17 protein-coding genes are annotated in these 17,259 nt (G+C 71.5%); 9 read left to right on the forward strand and 8 right to left on the reverse strand.

The window, feature by feature from the left end:
• Positions 1–52 precede the first annotated feature (52 nt).
• Positions 53–1,150 (reverse strand): UDP-N-acetylglucosamine 2-epimerase, encoded by a 1,098-nt coding sequence (locus CKY47_RS04230; protein WP_306744258.1) that lies wholly within the window; start codon positions 1,148–1,150, stop codon positions 53–55.
• Positions 1,151–1,253: 103 nt separating this feature from the next.
• On the opposite strand from CKY47_RS04230, the gene CKY47_RS04235 reads away from it, so the two are divergent.
• The 7 genes from CKY47_RS04235 (at position 1,254) to CKY47_RS04265 (ending at position 9,675) form a co-directional block, all read left to right on the forward strand.
• Entirely contained in the window at positions 1,254–2,234 is a 981-nt protein-coding gene (locus CKY47_RS04235; protein WP_472909119.1) for a glycosyltransferase family 2 protein, read from the forward strand.
• Positions 2,231–3,487, forward strand: a complete 1,257-nt coding sequence (locus CKY47_RS04240; RefSeq protein WP_306744260.1) for a lipopolysaccharide biosynthesis protein — start codon at positions 2,231–2,233, stop codon at positions 3,485–3,487. Before CKY47_RS04235 ends, CKY47_RS04240 begins: the two co-directional genes overlap by 4 nt.
• Positions 3,488–3,496: 9 nt before the next feature.
• Positions 3,497–4,237: a glycosyltransferase family 2 protein gene (locus tag CKY47_RS04245; RefSeq protein ID WP_306744261.1), complete on the forward strand. Its 741-nt coding sequence runs from the start codon at positions 3,497–3,499 to the stop codon at positions 4,235–4,237.
• A gap of 10 nt (positions 4,238–4,247) precedes the next feature.
• Entirely contained in the window at positions 4,248–4,646 is a 399-nt protein-coding gene (locus CKY47_RS04250) for a DUF2304 domain-containing protein (protein WP_306744262.1), read from the forward strand.
• 39 nt (positions 4,647–4,685) lie between these two features.
• Complete coding sequence (glf, locus tag CKY47_RS04255) at positions 4,686–5,873, forward strand: UDP-galactopyranose mutase (protein WP_306744263.1); 1,188 nt, start codon at positions 4,686–4,688, stop codon at positions 5,871–5,873.
• Positions 5,874–5,879: 6 nt separating this feature from the next.
• Positions 5,880–7,751 (forward strand): glycosyltransferase, encoded by a 1,872-nt coding sequence (locus CKY47_RS04260; RefSeq protein WP_306744264.1) that lies wholly within the window; start codon positions 5,880–5,882, stop codon positions 7,749–7,751.
• A gap of 70 nt (positions 7,752–7,821) precedes the next feature.
• On the forward strand, positions 7,822–9,675 hold the full coding sequence (locus CKY47_RS04265) for a glycosyltransferase (RefSeq protein WP_306744265.1): 1,854 nt from the start codon (positions 7,822–7,824) through the stop codon (positions 9,673–9,675).
• 25 nt (positions 9,676–9,700) lie between these two features.
• On the opposite strand, the gene CKY47_RS04270 is transcribed toward CKY47_RS04265, so the two are convergent.
• From CKY47_RS04270 to CKY47_RS04295, 6 genes are all read right to left on the reverse strand, one after another.
• Complete coding sequence (locus CKY47_RS04270; RefSeq protein WP_306744266.1) at positions 9,701–9,916, reverse strand: hypothetical protein; 216 nt, start codon at positions 9,914–9,916, stop codon at positions 9,701–9,703.
• A gap of 92 nt (positions 9,917–10,008) precedes the next feature.
• Positions 10,009–10,905, reverse strand: a complete 897-nt coding sequence (glfT1, locus tag CKY47_RS04275; RefSeq protein ID WP_306744267.1) for a galactofuranosyltransferase GlfT1 — start codon at positions 10,903–10,905, stop codon at positions 10,009–10,011.
• A 3-nt stretch (positions 10,906–10,908) separates the two neighbouring features.
• On the reverse strand, positions 10,909–11,724 hold the full coding sequence (gene wzt, locus CKY47_RS04280) for a galactan export ABC transporter ATP-binding subunit Wzt/RfbE (RefSeq protein WP_306744268.1): 816 nt from the start codon (positions 11,722–11,724) through the stop codon (positions 10,909–10,911).
• Positions 11,725–11,742: 18 nt separating this feature from the next.
• Complete coding sequence (wzm, locus tag CKY47_RS04285; protein ID WP_306744269.1) at positions 11,743–12,654, reverse strand: galactan export ABC transporter permease subunit Wzm/RfbD; 912 nt, start codon at positions 12,652–12,654, stop codon at positions 11,743–11,745.
• A 59-nt stretch (positions 12,655–12,713) separates the two neighbouring features.
• Positions 12,714–13,586, reverse strand: a complete 873-nt coding sequence (locus CKY47_RS04290; RefSeq protein ID WP_306744270.1) for a TylF/MycF/NovP-related O-methyltransferase — start codon at positions 13,584–13,586, stop codon at positions 12,714–12,716.
• A 113-nt stretch (positions 13,587–13,699) separates the two neighbouring features.
• Entirely contained in the window at positions 13,700–14,233 is a 534-nt protein-coding gene (locus CKY47_RS04295; RefSeq protein ID WP_306744271.1) for a bacterial proteasome activator family protein, read from the reverse strand.
• Positions 14,234–14,346: 113 nt separating this feature from the next.
• Between CKY47_RS04295 and CKY47_RS04300 the strand changes: the two genes are divergently transcribed.
• Together CKY47_RS04300 and CKY47_RS04305 are read left to right on the forward strand one after the other, a co-directional pair.
• On the forward strand, positions 14,347–15,546 hold the full coding sequence (locus CKY47_RS04300; protein WP_306744272.1) for a cysteine desulfurase-like protein: 1,200 nt from the start codon (positions 14,347–14,349) through the stop codon (positions 15,544–15,546).
• Positions 15,547–15,559: 13 nt separating this feature from the next.
• Entirely contained in the window at positions 15,560–16,201 is a 642-nt protein-coding gene (locus CKY47_RS04305) for a class I SAM-dependent methyltransferase (RefSeq protein WP_306744273.1), read from the forward strand.
• Positions 16,202–16,253: 52 nt separating this feature from the next.
• On the opposite strand, the gene CKY47_RS04310 is transcribed toward CKY47_RS04305, so the two are convergent.
• A complete protein-coding gene (locus CKY47_RS04310; RefSeq protein WP_306744274.1) occupies positions 16,254–17,222 on the reverse strand; it encodes an NAD(P)H-quinone oxidoreductase in 969 nt (322 codons plus the stop codon).
• Between the last annotated feature and the right edge of the window lie 37 nt (positions 17,223–17,259).

Below are 17,259 nucleotides of genomic sequence, written 5' to 3' on the forward strand. Positions count from 1 at the left end.
CCCGAGGTGGTGACACCACCTCGGGCCGTTCCGCACCGGGAGGGTGCGTCGGTCAGACGTAACCGAGCTGCGCCAGCGTGTCGACGATGACCTGGCTCGGGTGGTACTTCTCCATCACGGACGGGCGACGCAGCGTCTCGTGCTCGTCGAGGAACTTCGCCAGCTTGTCCGACCGCATCCCGGTCAGCACGATGTTCTCGCCCAAGCCCTGCTTGGTCTCGGTGCGCTCGCGGTGGATCGCGCACGGCATGCCCAGGTACGCGCACTCCTGCTGGAGGCCGCCGGAGTCGGTGACCACGAACTTCGCGCGCGCCAGGATCGGCAGGAACTCCAGGTAGCGGCGCTTGGGGCGCATGATGAACCGCTCGCCGTCGAACAGGTCGGCCCAGCCGTGCCGCTCGATGCGCTCGCGCTCCGGCGCGCCCGCCAAGTACAGCATCGGCGTCCGCTCCGAGGCCTTGCGCAGCAGCTCCAAGGCCTCGCGGAACTTGTCCGCGCGCTGCACCAGCTCGAACCGGTGCAGGGTGGCGAGGCCGAACTCCGGAGGCAGGTCGTCCTCGGTGGTCGAGTCGATCGCCAGGCGCATCGCGTCGATCACCGTGTTCGCACCGGTGTCCACGACCACGCCGCGCGCGCGGCGCAGGTTGTGGACCTCGTTGTCGCTCGGCGCGAAGTGGATGTCGGTCAGCTTCGACGCGATCCGCCGGTTCAGCTCCTCGGGCAGCGGGCTGAGCAGGCTGCCGCTGCGCATGCCTGCCTCGACGTGGGCCACGCGGGCACCCAGGAGGCGGCGCGCGACGAACGAGCCGTACGGGGTGGTGAAGGTGTCGCCGTGCACGACCACCAGGCCCGGCCTGCCGTCGGACGCCAGTGCCGCGCGCATCTGCTTGCGCTGGTTCAGCGCGGTCCGGGCCACGGACAGCGCCCAGCCGGGGACGTGCGACGGCGTCTCCAGGTTCCGAGCGCGGTTGCGCGGCACCAACCACAGGTCGGGCTCGGGCAGCCGCAGGTCCTCCAGGGTGTCGGCGACCTCGTCGACGTGCTGCGCGGTGAACCACAGCAGTGGTTTCGTGCCCCGGGCGACCAAGGCGTGGTAGACGGGCGCCACCTTGATGAGTTCAGCGGTGGTGCCTGCGATGAAGGCGATCACGGAGTGGACCCCTGAGGCTTGGGATCGATGGGCCGCCTGGATACTGTCAGCTGTGACGAGCCGGAGCAAATCCCTCGACAGCGGTCCCGGCCTCAGCGTTGTGATGCCGGTCTTCAACGAGCAGGACTGGATCGAGAAATCGATCGAGGCGTTGCGGATCGCGCTGGACAAGGCAGCCTGGCCCGCTGAGATCCTCGTCGTCGACGACGGCAGCACGGACGAGACGCCGCAGCGCCTGGCGCGCACCGGGGTCACCGTCCTGACCCAGCCCAACCGCGGTCGCTTCGCGGCCCGGCAGGCGGGCATCGAGGCAGCGCGCGGCGAGCGCGTCCTCCTGCTCGACAGCCGGGTGCTGATCGACCCGGAGGCGCTCGTGCACCTCAAGCAGCAGCTGCGCGAGCACCCGGAGCGCGTGGTCTGGAACGGGCACGTGAACGTCCAGTCGGCGGGCAACCCCTACGGCGGCTTCTGGGCCGGCCTCGTGGCCGTCGCCTGGCGCCGTTACCTCGCCGACCCCCGCCCGGTGTCGTTCGGCGCGGAGGAGTTCGACCTCTTCCCCAAGGGCACGGGTTTCTTCTGCGCTCCGCGCGCCATGCTCGTCGAGGCCGCCTCGTCGTTCTCGTCGCTGTTCGAGGACGTGCGGCTGGCGAGCGACGACACGCGGATGCTCCGGTGGGTCGCCGAGCGCGAGCGCATCCACCTGAGCCCCGACTTCTCCGCGACCTACCACAGCCGCGACTCGCTGAAGAAGTTCGTCCGGCACGCCTACTTCCGCGGCACCACCTTCGTGGACGGCTACCTGGACTCGCCCGGTCCGGCGCGCACCGCGGCGTTCGTGGCCGGCGGCGTCGGCCTGGCCGGCCTGGTCGTCCTGGTGAAGCGGCCCAAGACCGCGCTCGCCCTCCTGGCCGCCGGGTCGGCCGCGGCGGGCGCGGTGTCCCGCAAGTCCGGCGCGACCGCCTCGCAGGCCGGGGCGGTCGCCCGGCTCATGCCGCTCTTCGCCGCCTGCTTCGGCTCCGGTGTCCTCCGCGGTCTGGTCCTGACCGCCCGCAAGGCACTGGCCACGAGGGGGCAGGGCAGGTGAGCGAGCGGCCCGCGGGCCGCTCGCTCGGCGTCGTCGGGATCGCCGTCCTCATCGCCGCGGGGCTCGGCTACCCGATCCTCATCATCGCCGGCCGGGTCCTGAGCCCTGCGGACTCCGCCGTCTTCCTGACCTTCTGGGGACTCGTCTTCGGCGTGGGCAGCACCCTGTCCCCCGTCGAGCAGGAGGTCTCCCGGCTGGCGGCCGTCGCCCACGTGGCCGGCGGGCGCGCCGGTGCGGCGGCCGGCCGCACGGTCGTCGTCGCGGCCGCGGCCGTGGGGGTCTTCGGCCTGTGCACGCTGCTCCCGCCGGTCAGCGGCCGGCTGTTCGGCGAGCACGCCGGGCTCGCCGTCGTCTCGCTGGTCGGCAGCCTCGGGTTCGCGCTGCTGTTCGGCACGCGGGGCCTGCTCGTCGGCAGCCACCGGCACAAGCCGTACGGGGCGCTGGTCGTCGCCGAGGCGCTGATCCGGCTGGTGCTGTTCGGCGGCGCGGCGCTGCTCGGGATGAACGGCCTCGTGCCGCTCGCGGTCGCCGTGGCGGCGGGGTCGTTCGCGTTCCTGCCCTTCGGCCGCCTCTCGTCGTCCTTGTACGACCGCGGTCACGGCGCGGAGCCGTGGGGCCGCGTGGCCCGGCGCATCCTCGTGCTGATGCTCGGCGCCGCGCTGACCGCGAGCGTGCTCACCGGCTACCCGGCGATCGTGAAGCTGTTCGCCGCGCCGGGGGACGCGGAGGTGCTCGGCGGCCTGTTCTTCGCGCTCACCGTCGCCCGGCTGCCCCTGCTGCTGCTGTCCCCCGTCCAGGCGATGGCGGTGCCCACCGTCGTGCGGCTGTCCCGGGACGAGGCCGGCCGGCGGAGGTTGCGCGGCCTGCTGGTCAAGGGCTCGGCCGGCGCGTTCGCCGTCGCCCTGGCCGGCGCCGGGGTCGGCTGGCTGCTCGGCCCGTGGGCGGTGCGGCTGCTGTTCGGCTCGCAGTACGTGGTCGCCGGGTGGGCCGTCGCGGGCCTCGTGTGGTCGTCCGTGCTGGTCGGCGCCGTCATGCTGCTGGCCGGTGTGCTCGTCGCCCGCACCCGCGGCGACCTGGTGCTCGTGCTGTGGGCGGTGGTCGCCGGGCTGAGCGTCGTCGTCCTGCTCGCCTGGCCCGGGGGCATCGTCGCCCGCGCCGTGGCGGGCCTCGTCATCGCGCCCACCGTGGGCGCGGCGCTGGCCACCCTCTTCGTACTGCGACCTGGGACCAGGCCGGTTACGGTGACTCGTTAGGCTCTGCCCGTGTCTTACTGGGCCGACTTGCGCCGGGTGCTGATCGTGTTGCCCGCCCTCAACGAAGAGCACAACATCGAGAAGGTCGTGGCCGAGGTGAAGGCCGCCCTGCCCGACGTCGGTGTGCTGGTGGTGGACGACGGTTCCACGGACGCCACCTCTCCGCGCGCCCGCGAGAGCGGCGCCGCCGTCGCCCGGCTCGCGGTGAACCTCGGCGTGGGCGGCGCGATGCGCACCGGGTTCCGGTACGCGGTGCGCCACGGGTACGACGTCGTCGTGCAGGTCGACGCCGACGGGCAGCACAACCCGGCCGAGGTGCCCGAGCTGCTCCGCGCGCTCGACCACGCCGACCTGGTCATCGGGGCGCGCTTCGCCGGCAAGGGCGAGTACCGGGCGCGCGGCCCCCGCCGGTGGGCCATGAAGGTCTTCTCCGTGGTCCTGTCGATGCTGGCCAAGACCAAGCTCACCGACGTGACGTCGGGTTTCAAGGCGGCGGGACCGCGTGCCGTCCGGCTGTTCGCACACCACTACCCGGCCGAGTACCTGGGTGACACGCTGGAGTCGCTCGTCATGGCGGTCCGGGCCGACCTGACGGTCCGCCAGGTGCCCGTCGCCATGCGGGTCCGCGCCGGCGGCACCCCGAGCACCTCGCCGGTGAAGTCCGCCGTCTACCTGTTGCGCGCGTCCTTGGCGCTCCTGCTCGCCCTGATGCGGCGGAGGCCCAAGCAGAACGCCGCCGAATCCGTCTAGGAGGTCCGCCGTGCCCGAGTGGCGGTTGTTGAGCTTGTTGGCCGCGGTGAGCGTGCTCGTCGTGGTGGTCGAGATGATGCGGCGGCGCAAGCTCCGGGAGAAGTACGCCGGGATGTGGCTCCTGGTCGCCCTCGGCGTCGTCGTCTTCGCCGGCGTCCCCGGCTTGCCCACCTTCCTCGCGGATCTCACCGGCATCCAGCTGGCGGCCAACCTCCTGTTCGCCGTCGCGGCGTTCGTCCTGCTGTTCGTCGTCCTCCAGCTGAGCAGCGAAGTGGGTCACCTGGAGGAGGAAGTACGCACCACGGTGGAGGAGATCGCGCTCCTGCGCTGCGAGCTGGAGCAGGTCCGCGGCGAACTCGACAGACGTCTCTCGGCAGCCGAGGACCGGCTCGTCGACGTCAAGCCCTGACTGCTTGGCGGTTCACCTGTGCGGGTAACCTTCGGCGCTGTGAGCTACGCTGGATTTGACCTGATCGTCGTCGGTTCCGGATTCTTCGGCCTGACGGTCGCCGAACGCACCGCCTCCCAACTCGGCAAGCGCGTGCTCGTGGTCGAGCGTCGGTCCCACCTGGGCGGCAACGCCTACTCGGAGGCCGAACCGGAGACCGGGATCGAGGTGCACCGGTACGGCGCGCACCTCTTCCACACCTCCAACAAGCGTGTCTGGGAGTACGTCAACCAGTTCACCGAATTCACCGGTTACCAGCACCGCGTCTTCGCGATGCACGACGGCCAGGCGTACCAGTTCCCGATGGGCCTCGGGCTGATCGCCCAGTTCGTCGGCCGCTACCTGTCGCCGTCGGAAGCCCGCGCGTGGGTGGCCGAGCACGCCTCCGAGATCGACTCCAAGGACGCGAAGAACCTGGAGGAGAAGGCGATCTCCCTGATCGGGCGCCCGCTGTACGAGGCGTTCGTCCGCGACTACACCGCGAAGCAGTGGCAGACCGACCCCCGGGAACTGCCCGCCGCGGTCATCAGCCGCCTCCCGGTCCGCTACACGTTCGACAACCGCTACTTCAACGACACCTACGAGGGTCTGCCGGTCGACGGCTACACCGCGTGGCTGGAGAAGATGGCGGATCACCCGAACATCGAGGTCCGCCTCGACACCGACTTCTTCGACATCCGCGACGAGATCCCGGCCGGCACCCCGATCGTGTACACCGGCCCGCTCGACCGGTACTTCGACTACAGCGAGGGCTGGCTGGGCTGGCGGACGCTCGACTTCGAGCAGGAGGTCCTGCCGGTCGGCGACTTCCAGGGCACCCCGGTGATGAACTACAACGACGCGGACGTCCCCTACACCCGCATCCACGAGTTCCGGCACTTCCACCCGGAGCGCGAGTACCCGTCGGACAAGACGGTCATCGTGCGCGAGTTCTCCCGCGCGGCCGAGAAGGACGACGAACCGTACTACCCGATCAACACCGCCGAGGACCGGGCCAAGCTGGAGCGGTACCGCGAACTCGCGCGCGTGGAAGCCGCCGAGCGTAACGTCGTCTTCGGTGGCCGGCTGGGCACCTACAAGTACCTGGACATGCACATGGCGATCGGTTCGGCGCTGAGTGTGTTCGACAACAAGATCGTCCCGCACCTGACCTCCGGTCGGGCGCTGGACGGTTCGCTGGAGGACTGAGTAGCAATGTCGGGCAACTCGACCCTCGTCGAGCACGAGGCTCCGGAGAAACTCCTGGCCCAGCGCGGGCTGTTCGCCGGCCCGTCGCCGATCGTCTCGGAGGACCTCTACGCCGAGGTCTCCCGGGGGGTGGCCGATCGCGAGCGGCACCGCCTCGTGCTGCACCCGCACGCGGTCGTCTCGATGAACACCTACTTCGGCCGGTTCCCCGCCACCTACTGGCAGCGGTGGTGCGTGAGCCCCGAGGTGGAGCTGAGCGTCACGCTGACGGGCTCCGGCACCGTGGCGGTCGTCGCCTCCGACGCCGAGGGCGAGTCCCGCACGGTCGCGGCCGAGCAGGTCGCGGACGTGACCCGGCAGGTCGTCACCCTGACGGCGAAGATCGACAAGTTCACCGACGGCGGCGGCCTCTGGTTCGACCTCACCACGGGTGAGGGCCAGCTGGTGGTCGAGGACGCCCGGTGGACGGTCGCGCCGCCGGCGAAGGTCCGCCCCACCGCGGTCGTGATCTGCACCTTCAACCGGGTCGAGGACTGCCTCAACACGATGGCGGCCCTCGCGTCCGACCAGGAGCCCCTGGCCCTGGTCGACGCGGTCTACGTGGTCGACCAGGGCACCGACGCGGTCGAGTCGCGCCCCCGGTTCGCCGAGGTCGCCGCCGCGCTCGGGGACAAGCTGCGCTACATCCGCCAGCCGAACCTCGGTGGCGCGGGCGGCTTCACCCGCGGCCTGTACGAGGTCACCGAGCTGGGCGGCGCCGAGCACGCCAACGTCCTGTTCATGGACGACGACGTGCTGTGCGAGCCGGAGATCGTGATCCGCACGACCGCGTTCGCCAACCGCACGGCGCAGCCGGTCATCGTCGGCGGCCAGATGCTCTACCTGCTCCACCCGAACCACCTGCACGTGGGCGCGGAGTACGCCAACCTCGACACGCTGGCCCCGGGCCAGGTCGTGGAGGGCGCGCTGCACGACGCCGACCTCACCGGTTTCGACGAGGAGACCGGCAAGCGCAACGTCCAGGACCGCCGGGTGGACGCCGGGTACAACGGTTGGTGGTCCTGCCTGATCCCCTCGGAGATCGTCAAGGCGATCGGCTACCCGCTGCCGCTGTTCTTCCAGTGGGACGACATCGAGTACGGCTACCGCGCGCGGGCCCACGGGTTCGCCACGGTCACGCTCCCCGGTGCCGGCGTGTGGCACGCCGACTTCCACTGGAAGGACTGGGACGACTGGCACCGGTACTTCAACCTGCGCAACGCCCTGATCACGTCGGCGCTGCACAGCCGGTTCGACCCGAAGCGGATCTGCCGGTCGATGGCCTCCCAGTTGGCCACCTACCTGGTGGGCATGCAGTACGGCCTGGCCGCCACGCAGCTCAAGGCCATCGAGGACTTCCTCAAGGGCCCCGAGTTCCTGCGCGACGGCGGCGTCCAGGCGGCGGCGGACATCCGCAAGCTGCGCGCCGAGTACCCGGAGACCGTGCGGCACCCGGCGTCGGAGGTGCCCGGCATCGCCTCGGGGGACCTCCCGCTGATCAGCGCGCCGCCCGCGCCGAAGCTGTTCGCCCCGGTGCTCGCCAAGCGGATCGTGCACCAGTTGCTCGGCAAGAACGTGCACGACGTGGGCGCGGTCAGCTCGGGGGACTCGGCCTGGTGGCACGTGTCGTTGTTCAACACCGCCGTGGTGACCGACGCCTCCCAGGAGGGCGTGCGGGTCCGCCGCCGGGACCGTGAACTCGCCGTCCGCCTCGGCAAGCAGGGCACGAAACTGATCCGCGAGCTGTACCGGCAGGCGCCGGAGATGCAGCGGGCCTACCGCGAGGCGATGGGCGAGCTGACCGACCGCTCGAACTGGAAGCGCCTGTACAACCTGTAGTTGGTGGCAGAGCCGACCGGCCGGGTCCCGCGGTGGGGCCCGGCCGGCCCGTCCCCCGGAGGGAACCCTCGTGGACGCAGTGCACCGGATCGTCCTCCCGCGGGAGGACGACCCGCTCGATGTCCGGCCGATGTACCTGGACGAGCCGCAGGACGTGCACTGCCGGGTGGACTCGCGTCGCGCGCTGACCGTGCCCGAGCACGCGAAGGTGTCGTTCGCGACCTACTTCAACGCCTTCCCGGCGAGCTACTGGAAGCGCTGGACCGCCGTCGGCGAGGTCGTCCTGCGGCTGGAGGTGCGGGGCTCCGGACGGATCGACGTGTACCGCTCCAAGCCGAGCGGCGACGTCGTCCACCTGGACGGCCGGTTCGTGAAGGACGCGTCCGAGTGGACGGCGCTGGAGTTCGCGGTGTCGCTCAAGCCGTTCGAGGACGGCGGGTTCATCTGGTTCGACGTGTTCACCCACGAGTCGCCGCTGGCCGTCCGGGACGCGGAGTGGGCGGTGCGCACGCCGCTGCCGCCGCAGCGCGTCGCGGTGACCATCACCACCATGCGCCCGCACGACGCCGTGGCCGCGCTGGCGGCGCTGGGCAGCGACCCGGCCGTCCTCGACGTGGTCGGCAAGGTCGTCGTCGCGGACCAGGGCGCGGTGAAGGTGCGGTCCGTCGACGGCTTCGACGAGGTCGCCCGCGTGCTCGGCCCGCGCCTCACCGTCGTGGAGCAGGACAACCTGGGCGGCTCCGGCGGCTTCACGCGCGGCATGTTCGAGGCGATCGAGAACAGCGACGTCGAGCAGGTCATGCTCATGGACGACGACATCCGGCTCGAACCGGAGGCGGTGCTGCGCTCCAACGCGTTCGCGCGCGCCGCGGCCAAGCCCGTCATCGTCGGCAGCCACATGCTCAACCTCCAGGCGCGCACGCGCCTGCACAGCTCCGCCGAGATCGTCGACCTCGGCACCTGCTTCTGGCGGGCCGCCCCCGGTGCGGTCACCGACCACGACTTCGCCACGTCGTCCCTGCGCGAGACCCCGGCGCTGCACCCCCGGGTGGACGCGACGTACAACGGCTGGTGGATGTGCCTGTTCCCGCGCGAGGTGATCGAGCGCGTCGGCTACCCGCTGCCGCTGTTCATCAAGTGGGACGACGCGGAGTACTCGCTGCGCGCGCTGGAGCACGGCTACCCGACCGTGTCGCTGCCGGGCTCGGCGGTGTGGCACATGCCGTGGACGGACAAGAACGACTCCACCGACTGGCAGGCGTACTTCCACACCCGCAACCGCCTGGTCCTGGCGGCGCTGCACAGCCCGTACGACGTGCGGTCGTGGATCGTGAAGCACGGGTTGAAGCTGTCGCTGCGGCACCTGCTGTCCATGGAGTACTCGACGGTGGCGCTGCAGCAGAAGGCGCTGGAGGACTTCCTGGACGGGCCGGCGGGTCTGTTCGACTCGCTGCGCACCGCCCTGCCGGAGGTGCGCCGCCTGCGCGACGGGTTCAGCGACGCGCGGCGCCTGGAGTCGGCCCGCGAGTTCCCCCCGCCCACCTTCGACGCCGTGCGCGCGGAGGCGCTGCTCCAGCCGACCAGCCGCAAGGCCGCCATCGCGGTGCGCGCGGCGAAGTCCGTGCTGCACAACCTGCGCCCGCCGCAGCCGGCCACCGGGGACCGCCCGCAGCTCAACGTGCCCGCGCTCGACGCCCGGTGGTTCCTGCTCGGCAACCTGGACAGCGCCACCGTGTCCACCGCCGACGGGACGGGGGTCGCGTTCTACAAGCGCGACCCGGAGCAGTTCCGCACCCTGATGGCCCGCGCGGTGCGCAACTACCGCAGGCTCGGCCGGGAGTGGCCGCGGCTGCGCCGGCTGTACCGCGACGCGCTGCCCGAGCTGACGTCGGCCGAGCGGTGGCGCAAGGTCTTCGAGAACTGACCCGGCCCGGCCGCGTGGCCGCCGCTCACTCGAAGTGCGCGGCGACCACGTGGCCGAAGTTGACCACGAACTCCTTGCCGTCGGCCGTGGGCACGGCCTGCGTGTGGCCGTTGCGGACCACCTGGATCAGGCGTGGTGCGAGGTCGGCGACCGTCTCGGCGGAGACCTTGACGGAGATGGGGTTCGAGTTGGCGGCCAGGTGCAGGACCAGTGTCGTGCGGCGCGCGTCGGTGGTGTTCACGCGCTCCAGCCCACCGCACCGGCCCCCGGGGGGGAAGGCGGTTTCGCCGGCGGCGATTCCGCGTCCGGCTGAACTCCCCGCCCGTCCGGTCCCTACCGGCGGAAGAACCGCTCCCGCTGCCCGAGCCGCACGAGCTTGAGCCACTCGACGAACGCCTTCGGGTCGCGCCGCACGCCGATGAAGTACAGCCCGAACCGGAACGCCTCCAGCAACCCCAGCTTGCGCATGCCCGGCTGGGACAGCAGGTACCCGCGGTTGCGGTACGTGTAGTACCGCTTGACCGCGTTCTCCGGGTCCTGGGCGTGGAACCGGCCGCCGAGCATCGGCTTGAACTCGTCCGAGCCGTCCGGGTGCAGGTAGGCCGCCTTCAGCGACGTGCCGAACGGCATGCCCGTGCGCACCATGCGCCGGTGGATCTCCACCTCGTCGCCGCGGAAGAACAGGCGGTAGTCCGGCACGCCGATCACGTCGATCGCGGAGGCCCTGAACAGCGCGCCGTTGAACAGCGACGCGATGCCGGGCAGGAAGTCGTCGCCCAGCTCGGAGGAGTCGCGCTTCCAGGTGAGCCCGCGCCGCAGCGGGAACGCCAGCTTCTCCGGCCTGTCGATGTTCGCCACGACGGGCGACACGGCCGCCAGCCCGCGGCGCTCCGCCTCGCCCAGCAGCACGGACAGCACCGTCTCGTCGGCGGGGCGGCCGTCGTCGTCGGCCAGCCACAGCCAGTCGGCGCCCAGCGACAGGGCGTGCAGCATGCCGAGGGCGAAGCCGCCCGCGCCGCCCAGGTTGCGGTGCGACGCGAGGTAGGTGGTGGGGATCGGGGACTGCGCCACCAGGTCCCCGACCGGCTGGTCGGGACCGTTGTCCACGACCACGAGGTGGTCCAGCGGTCGGGTCTGCGACGCCAGCACCTTCAGGGAGTCGGCCAGCAGCTCACGTCGGTGCCGGGTCACCACGACCCCGACGACGGACCCCTTCGGCAGTGCGCTCACGATCTACTCGCCACCGTTCCCGTTAGCGGCCTTCGACTTGGCCAGCCGCTCGCGCGTCTCCTCGCTCAGGTACTCGAACGGGTCGTGCCCCTTGTACGCGGTCAGCACCTCGCGCAGGTCGCCGTGCATCTTCACCCGACCCTCGTCCATCCAGATGGCGGTGTCGCAGAACTCCAGCAGGGACTCGTCGGAGTGGTTGGCGAACACCAGGAGGCCGGAGCGGCCGACGAGGTCCTTGAGGCGGTCCCGCGCCTTGGCCATGAACGCGGCGTCGACCGCGCCGATGCCCTCGTCCAGCAGCAGGATCTCGGGGTTGATGGACGTCACCACGCCCAGCGCCAGGCGGACCCGCATGCCGGTGGAGTAGGTCCGCAGCGGCATCGACAGGTAGTCGCCGAGTTCGGTGAACTCCGCGATGTCGTCGACCCGCTTCTCCATCTCCTTGCGGGTCATGCCGAGGAAGAGGCCGCGGATCATGATGTTCTCGTACCCGGAGATCTCCGGGTCCATGCCCACGCCGAGGTCGAACACGGGCGCGACCTTGCCGATGATGCGCGAGCTGCCCCGCGTGGGCTCGTAGATGCCCGCGAGCAGCCGCAGCAGCGTCGACTTGCCGGCGCCGTTGTGCCCCACCAGGCCCACGCGGGCGCCGTGGCCGAGCGAGATGTTGATGTCGTGCAGTGCCTCGATTATCGGCACGCGGCCCTCGGAGCCGATCTTGCCGCCGACCTTGCCGAGCGCGAGCTTCTTCAGCGACCTCGACTTGGCGTCGAAGATCGGGAAGTCGACCGAGGCGTTCCAGACGTCGATGCTGACCATGATTGCTTACGGCCTCACTCAGACCCAGTAGGAGACACGGGCGCGGTAGTTGCGCATGGCGACCAGCGCCAGCGTCCACCCCACGACGGTGATGGCGCCGACGACCACCCAGTGGTGCCAGTCCTGGGCGTGGCCCAGCATGGGCGCCCGGACGATCTCGACGAAGTGGAAGATCGGGTTCAGCTCGGCGATCAGGGTGCGCCAACTCCCCTCGCCGTCGGTGACCTTGTTGAGCACGCCGACGTGCCAGACGATCGGCGTCATGAAGAACACGAGGTTGATGAAGCTGCTGATGACGGGCGGGATGTCGCGGAACCGCGTGCTGATGATGCCGAACAGCAGGGCCATCCACACCGCGTTGACCACGACCAGCACGAAGCCCGGGATCGCCATGAGCGCCATCCAGGACAGGCCCGGCTGCGTCACCGGGTCGCCCTCCATCTGGTAGGGCTCGACCAGCGTGGGGAAGAAGATCGTGACGACGATCACGTAGACGATCAGGTTGTGCGCCAGGAACAGCACCTGGCGCCACACCATGCGCAGCACGTGCACCGTGATGGGCGCGGGCAGGTGCTTGATCAGGCCCTCGTTGGCGATGAAGACCTCGGTGCCCTCGGTGACCACGCCGAGGATGAAGTTCCAGATGATGAACCCGGCCGTCACGTACGGCAGGAACGTGCTGATCTGCTGGTTGAACAGCTGTGAGTACAGCAGGCCGAGCGCGAGGGCCGTGGTGCCCATCGAGATCGTGATCCACAGGGGGCCGATGATCGACCGGCGGTACCGCTGCTTGATGTCCTGCCAGCCGAGATGACCCCAGAGCTCCCGCTGCCGCCAGGCGTCGCGCACGTCGGCGAACGCGCGAGCGAAGGTGCGCGAGTTGGGCGCCAGGGGAGCGGCCGGCCGCTCGACCGTACTCGTGGGTTGCACGAGAGGTGAGACTACCGGCGACGAGGTGGGGACCCTGTCGCCGGGCCGTCACGGTACGGTCAACCCTCCCGGGGGGCTTCCGGTACGCCGGTCACCTTGACGATCACCTGTTCGTGGTCGTAGGTGTACCCGCGGTAGTCGAACTCGATCCCGGTGCGCGCGACGTGCTCGATCCACGCCTTGTGCTCGTGCTCTTCCCACCCGGGGTAGTTGAAGTACTCGTCGAAGACGATGACGCTGCCCGGCACCAGGCGCGGACCGACCAGGTCCAGCACCGTCCGGGTGGACGAGTACAGGTCGCAGTCGACGTGCAGGAAGGCCACCGGGCCGGGGTGCTCCTCCAGGAAACGCGGCAGCGTGTCGTCGAACCAGCCGACGACCAGTTCCGCGCCGTCCACGTCCGGCAGGCCGTCCACGCCGAACATGCCGGCGGGGAAGCCGTTGCGCCAGTCCTCGGGCAGGCCCTCGAACGAGTCGAAGCCGTACACGTCACGCCCCTCGCGGGCGGTGGCGATGATCTTCAGCGTGCCGCCGGTGTAGACGCCGAACTCCAGCGCCATGCCCTCGGCCTCGACCAGTTCCAGGCCGTGCTCCAGCGTCGCGTGGGGGTGGCCGAAGTGGGGCGCGGTCGGCAGGTGCCGGCGCACGAACCGGGCGCTCTGCAGGGCGGCCTCCTGCTCACCCGCGAACACCAGGTCGCGCCGGGCGCGGACCTCGTGCTGGATGGTGGCGTTCACCGCCCGGTCCGCCGCGTGCTCGGCGTGCTCGGCCCGCTCGCGCAGCGCCGCCAACTCCTGCTGGAGCCGCTCGATCCGCTGGGCCTGCTCGTGGTGGTAGGGCCGGACGACGTCGTCGATGGCCCTCAGGACCTTGCCCCGCACCCGCTTCCGGAACTCGTCGACGAACGGGCTGTGGCGGACTCTTCCGAGCACTGGTCGGCTCCTCTCGTGGGTGGCGGTGCCCACAGTCGGGCAGGACGGTGCCCGTTGTCCAGCCCGCGCCCGCCGCCACCTCCTCCTCCGGCCCCGCGCCCGCCGTGCCGGGACTACAGGTACTGGCCCGTGCCCCGGATGTGCGGACCGCCTTCCGCGTCGCCGCCGCCGGAACCGGCCGGCAGCGCCCGGCCGCGCATCTGCTCCAGCTGCGCGCGGGCCGCCATCTGCTGGGCGAACAGGGCCGTCTGGATGCCGTGGAACAGGCCCTCCAACCAGCCCACCAGCTGCGCCTGCGCGATCCGCAGCTCGGCGTCCGACGGCGTGCCCTCCTCCGTGAACGGCAGCGACAGGCGCTCCAGCTCGTCGCGCAGCTCCGGGGCCAGGCCGTCCTCCAGCTCCTCGATGGACCGCTTGTGGATCTCCTTCAGCCGGTTGCGGCTGGCCTCGTCCAGGGGAGCGGCGCGCACCTCCTCCAGCAGCTGCTTGATCATCGTGCCGATGCGCATGACCTTCGCCGGCTGCTCCACCAGGTCCGTGACGTCCTGGCCGGGCCCGTCGTCGCCCACGGGCACGCGCGCGGCGCCCACCGGCTTCCCGTCGGGCCCGACCACCACCACGTGCCGCTCGTTCTCTGCCTCGCTCATGCCGTCCATCCTGGCGCGATCGGGTGGCCACCGCCGAACCGGGTGGCGGAACGGGGGACGAAACCGCAGCCCCCTGCTGTCGCGCCGCCGACGTCCTCCGTACGGTGTGCGGCATGGCGTTCGACGTCGCACGAGTCCGCGGCCTGTTCCCCGCGCTCGGCGACGGCTGGGTTCATCTGGACGCTCCTGCGGGGATGCAAGTACCCGAACAGGTGGCCACGGCCGTCTCCACCGCGCTGCGCGCACCCGTCTCCGGGCCGGGTGGCATCTTCCCCGCCTCGCAACGTGCCGAGGCCATCGTCGACGCGGCCAGGCGCGCCGTGGCCGACCTGGTCGGGGCAGACCCGGCCGGCGTCGTCCTCGGCCCCAGCTCCGCGGTGCTGCTCCAGCGGCTCGCCGACGCCCTGTCCGACGGCTGGTTCCTCGGTGACGAGGTCGTCGTCTCGCGGCTCGACCACCCGACCAACATCAACCCGTGGCAGCGGGCCGCGCAGCGCACCGGCAGCGTCGTGCGCTGGGCCGAGGTCGACATCGAGACGTGCGAGCTGCCCGCCTGGCAGTACGACGAGCTGATCACGCCCAAGTGCAAGCTGGTCGCGGTGACCGCCGCGTCCGGCTCCGTCGGCACCAGGCCGGACCTGCGCAAGATCGCCGAGGCGGCCGGCCGGACCGACGCCCTGGTCGTGGTCGACGCCTCCTCGGCGGCCCCCTTCGTGCCGCTCGACGTCACGTCGATGGGCGCGGACGTGGTGGCCGTGTCCGCCAACAACTGGGGCGGGCCGCCGGTCGGCGCGCTGGTGTTCCGCGACCCGTCGATGCTCGACCTGCTGCCGTCCGTCGCCGTCGAACCCGGGGCGCGCGGCCCCGAGCGCCTCGAACTGGGCCCGCACGCCTACCCGCTGCTGGCCGGGCTGGTCGCCTCGGTGGAGTACCTGGCCGGGCTGGACGACGCGGCCGTGGGTCCCCGAAGGGAGCGCTTGCTCACGTCCCTGGGTTCGGTCAAGGCTTACCAGGCGGGTCTCCTGGCCAACCTCATCAACGAACTGCGATCGCTCCGTCACGTCATGGTGATCGGGGACGCCATGCGGCGCGTGCCGGCGCTGGCGTTCACGGTGGCCGGCGTGAAGGCCGCCGACGGCGTCGAGCACCTGTCGGAGCGCGGGGTGTGCGCGTTCGCGGACTCCGGGCAGCACGGCGTGTTCTCGGTGCTGGGGGTGGGGGAGGTCGGCGGGGCGATCCGCGTCGGCCTCGCGCACTACACGAACGCGGTCGAAGTGGACGAGCTCGTGCGGGCGGTCGCCGAGCTGGGGTGAGGTGGAGGCCGGCTTGGACGACCTGCTGTCGCGCGAACTGGCCGACCTGGCCGCACTCCACCGCCTGGCCCCGCTGATGTCGGAGTACCTGCCCGACACGGCGCACGAGCTGCGCCCGGCCGCCCTGGCCGCCGTCGTGGACGAGGTGCTCCTCGGTTCGCGCACGGTGCTGGTCGAGTGCGGCAGCGGCGCGTCCTCGGTGATCCTGGCCCGCCTCCTCGCCCGGCGCGGCTTCGGCCACCTGCTGTCGGTCGAGCACGACGAGCGCACGGCCGCGTTCGTGGCCAGCCAGCTCCGCCGGGAGGGCCTCGGGCACGTGGCGCGCGTGGTGCACGCACCCCTGTCCCCGCACCCGGCGGCCCTCGGCAGCGCCCACTGGTACGACCCGGGGCTCGTGCACGACGAGGTGTCGTACTACGTGGAGCGCTACGGCCTGGTCGACCTGCTGCTGGTGGACGGCCCCCTGCTGGGCGACGCCCGCTACCCGGCCCTCCCGGTCTTCCGGGGCGTGCTGGCGCCGGGCGCCGCGGTGCTGGTGGACGACGCCGAGCAGCCGGGCGAGCAGACGGTGCTGGTCCGGTGGGCGGAGGAGTTCTCCCTGCGCTTCCGCACCACACCCCGAACCTTCCTGGCCACCGCCGCAGCCCTGGACTGACCCGCGTGTCGTACGCCCGAGCCCCGCGTGTCGTGCGTTCGCGCCCCGCGACTCAGACCTTCAGCACGACCTTCCCGAACACGTCCCCCTCCTCCAGCGCCCGGTGCCCGTCCGCCGCCCGCTCGATCGGCAGCACGCGGTCCACCACGGGCCTCACCCGGCCGTCCGCGATCATCGGCCACACGTGCCCGCGCACCTCGGCCACGATCCGCCCCTTGCCGTTGCGCCCCTCCACCGGCCGGAAGCGCAGGCCCGTCCCGCTGACCGACCCGCGCTTGGCCAGCAGCTTGCCGATGTTCAACTCGCCCTTGACGCCACCCTGCATGCCGATCACCACCAGGTGGCCGTCCGGCGCGAGCACGTCGACGTTGCGCCCCAGGTACGCGGCGCCCATGTTGTCCAGCACCACGTCCGCCGCGCCGACCACCTCGACGAAGTCCTGCTCCCGGTAGTTCACCAGCACGTCCGCGCCCAGCTCCGCGCAGCGCCGCAACCGCTCCGCCGAGCCCGCCGTCACCGCGACCCGCGCGCCCAGCGCCTTGCCCACCTGGATCGCGTGCGTGCCGATCCCACCCGCGCCGCCGTGCACCAGCAACGTCCCGCCGGCCTCCAGACCGGCCAGCATCACCACGTTCGACCACACCGTGCACGCCACCTCGGGCAGCGACGCGGCCGTGACGAGGTCCACCCCCTCGGGCACCGGCAGCACCTGCGCGGCCGGCACGACGACCCGCTCCGCGTACCCGCCACCGGCCAGCAGCGCGCACACCTCGTCGCCCACGCGCCAGTCCCGGACGCCCTCGCCGACCGCGGCGACCGTGCCCGAGCACTCCAGCCCCAGCACGTCGGACGTGCCCTTCGGCGGCGGGTAGTGCCCCTGGCGCTGGAGCAGGTCTGCCCGGTTCACGGCGGTCGCCGCGACCTCCACCAGCACGTCGCCGGGGCCGGGTTCGGGGTCCCGCACCTCTTCCCACGACAGCACGTCCGGTCCGCCGGGTTCCCGAGTGGTGATCGCGCGCATGCCCCGACGTTAATCCGGTCGCGCCGGCACCGCGCGG

The organism is Saccharothrix longispora (assembly GCF_030852425.1).
Classification (GTDB): Bacteria; Actinomycetota; Actinomycetes; order Mycobacteriales; family Pseudonocardiaceae; genus Actinosynnema; species Actinosynnema longispora.